This window comes from Pseudoduganella sp. RAF53_2 (assembly GCF_052113985.1).
GTDB lineage: Bacteria > Pseudomonadota > Gammaproteobacteria > Burkholderiales > Burkholderiaceae_D > Rugamonas.
Genome location: NZ_JBFRDW010000680.1, coordinates 1 through 3,161 on the forward strand (window position 1 = coordinate 1; position 3,161 = coordinate 3,161).

2 protein-coding genes are annotated in these 3,161 nt (G+C 62.9%); one reads left to right on the forward strand and one right to left on the reverse strand.

The genetic code is table 11. From position 1 onward, the window contains the following. Positions 1-71 precede the first annotated feature (71 nt). Entirely contained in the window at positions 72-1,412 is a 1,341-nt protein-coding gene (locus AB4Z11_RS27660; RefSeq protein WP_442029047.1) for a hypothetical protein, read from the reverse strand. A 127-nt stretch (positions 1,413-1,539) separates the two neighbouring features. On the opposite strand from AB4Z11_RS27660, the gene AB4Z11_RS27665 reads away from it, so the two are divergent. Next, on the forward strand, positions 1,540-3,161 hold a 1,622-nt coding region (locus AB4Z11_RS27665; RefSeq protein WP_442029048.1), incomplete at its 3' end, for a rhamnogalacturonan acetylesterase.

A 3,161-nucleotide genomic window follows, 5' to 3' on the forward strand; every position in this document is an offset into this window, starting at 1 on the left:
ACGCCTTACGAGACGCCTTACGAGCTGCGCAACATCCAGCTTACGCCGCTTGACTGAAGCGGCGCCGCGCATCACTTGCGCTTCAGCCATGCTTCCGGCACGGGCACGATGCAGATGTTCATCGTGCGGCCATCTTCGGACAGCATGGCCGACTGGATTTCGATGCGCGTGCCATCCGCACTGAAAGTCGGATGCGTATGGTCGGCCGCGGTGGTTTTGTGGCCGGTGGTCAGCATCATCATTTCGTGGGTGCGGCGGTCGATCAGGTAGACGCTGCGGCTGAAATCATCGCCGACCGCGAAGCGCCCATCGGACGAACCGTGCACATGCCATAGACCGCTGCCGGATGGTGTCTGGCCCGCGATCACCATTTCGCGTGTGCGCAGGTTGACGATGGCGAGGCCGCTTGGCTTCTCGCGGGTACCGCTCGGTCCCCAGCCTGCGTCCTGGCCCGGATTGGCGCCGCCGACATCGGTGCCTGGCGCGCCGACGCCGCCGCCGCCGTTTGGAATAGGCCGGTGGCCCATGATCGCCATTGCCACTTCATCCTTCGAGATCACCGCTTCGTGCGTCACCCACTCGTAAGGCGCCTCCGGATAGAGCGGACGCAGACCGCTACCGTCAGCCTGCACAGTCCAGGTTCGCTGCGGCGATTTGCCGCCCGTCTCCCAGCAAAACACGATTTCGCCCGGCTGGTACAGGTTGGCCTGAATGTGGCCGATCTGGAATGGCACCGACACCACATGGCGGATTTCGCCGGTCTTGATGTTCATGCGGGCGATCCCGTTCGGGCCTGCACCCATTTTGCGAGGACCGAAGTTGTCTTCGACCTTGGTGCCGGGCTTGAGGTGGCGGGCCGCTTCGGCTTTACCTACGCGGAAATAGACCCACTCCTCGTCCGCATCCAGCGCCATATCGCCGCCCGCTTCCAGTTCGGCGGGCGTGGTGCCTGCCACGCGCTGGTAGGTGTCGGCGGACTTCAGCTTGCTTGCTGCACTGTCGGCCAGCAGGCGCGCGAGATCCACTTCAACGATTTGCAGGCGGCCCGGTGCGCTGTCCTTGCGCATGAAGTAGAGCTTCATTGATTTGCGCGCCAGGTTCAGCATGCCGAGATAGCCGCCTTCCGACACCTGCACCAGATCGCCCGTTTGCTCGTTCACGGCCATCGCCTCGCCGCGTRCGAGGTTGGAGCGGAACACCACCCACTGGCCGTCGGAAGTCCACTGCGGATGCGTCGGATAGATCTTCGAGTCGCCATGCGGTTTGCTTGTCAGGAAGGTAAGCATGGTGCCGGTGACGGGGTCTTTGACGACTTTGCGCTCGGACGGAAAACGCTTGCCGATCTGGGCGTGTGCGGCGGAGGACAGCGTGAGCGCCACGCACAGCAGGGCGCAGGTGGAGAGTCGGTTCATCTTGTTCTGGCTCGGCGAATTGAGGGAATTTGATTGTCATCGCTTTTTTCCAATCGGAACGCTCATCTTCTTGATTCTTTATAAGAGGAACGCTTACTGCGAACTGGCCGCGCTTAGAATGGATCGCATGAAAAGCTACCAAAAGGCGCTGGGCTGCGCCGCCATCCTCATGTTCGTGGGTGCCGCTGGCGCCCAATCGCCGGTTGGCCTGCCGGTTGCAGTCAATACCGATCCCGCGCGAGCGCAGGTAGTGCTGCCGGAGCCCGCCAATGCGGCGTTGCCTTCGCTGATCCTGATTGGCGATTCGACCGTTCGCAATGGGCATGATGATGGCCAGGGTAAAGGCGCGGAGGGCCAGTGGGGCTGGGGGAATCCGATCGCTGCCTATTTCGATCCCGCGAAAATCAATGTCGTCAATCGCGCAGTGGGAGGCTTGAGTAGCCGTACCTATCTGACCAGCGGCCATTGGGAGCGCACGCAGGCGCTCATCAAGCCAGGCGACGTGGTCATCATGCAGTTCGGGCATAACGATGGCTCGGCGGTCAACGATACCTCGCGCGCTCGCGGCACCATCAAGGGCACCGGCGACGAAACGCAGGAGATCGATAATCAGCTCACCGGCAAACATGAAACGGTACATAGCTACGGCTGGTATCTGCGCTATTTCGTCGCTGCCGTCCGCGCCCGCGGCGCAACGCCGGTCATCGCTTCGCCGATTCCGCGCAAGTCCTGGGATGCGAACGGCAAGATCGCCCGCAACCGCGCCGATTATGCCGGCTGGGCGGCCGAAGTCGCACATCAGCAGAACGTGGGCTTTATCGACCTGAATGAGAACGTGGCGCGGCAGTACGATGCGCTAGGCCACGACGCCGTGATGAAGCTGTTCCCGCTTGTCACGCCGGACGAGCATGTGCACACCAATATGGCGGGTGCGGAACTGAATGCGCGCACGGTCGTTGCCGGCATCAAGGCGCTGCGCCTGCCGGTGCTGGCCGGCGCATTGTCGCCACGCGCTGCGGCTATCGCAGCTGCGGAAGATGAGCGCCCTGTGGTGGACGCCAGCCGCGTGCAGGGCGAGCAGCCGCGYGATGCAAAGCTGCCGAGCATTTTCATTGTCGGCGATTCGACCGTGAAGAGCGGTGGCGCCAACGGCGCTATCGGATGGGGGGAGCGTATCGCGCCATACTTCGATACGTCCAAAGTCAACGTGGTGAACCACGCAATCGGTGGCCGCAGCAGCCGCACCTTTCTGATCGAAGGACGCTGGGATCGCGTCATGTCGCAGCTGAAAGCAGGCGACGTGGTGCTGATCCAGTTTGGCCACAACGACGGCGGCCGCATTGGCGATCCGGCGATGAAGAATCGCGCGTCCGGCCGCGGCACCGGTCCGGAAATGGTGGAAGACACACGTCCCGACGGCAGCAAGGAGCAGGTGCATACCTTCGGCTGGTACATGGCCAAATATGTGGCCGATGCGAAAGCGCGCGGCGCTGCCGTTGTGCTGCTGTCGCCGGTCCCGCATCGCGATGTGTGGGAGCAGCACCGTGACTTCGCCAGCTTTGCGGAATGGGACCGTGAAGTCGCCACGCGCGGCGGCGCGCAGTTCGCCGACCTGACACTAGCCGTCAGCGATGGCTACCGCCAGCTTGGCGCGCCCGCGGTGAATGCATTGTTCTCCGATGCGCGCACGCATACCAACGATGCCGGTGCGCGCTTCAACGCACAGCGTGTAATTGCAGCACTCAAAGG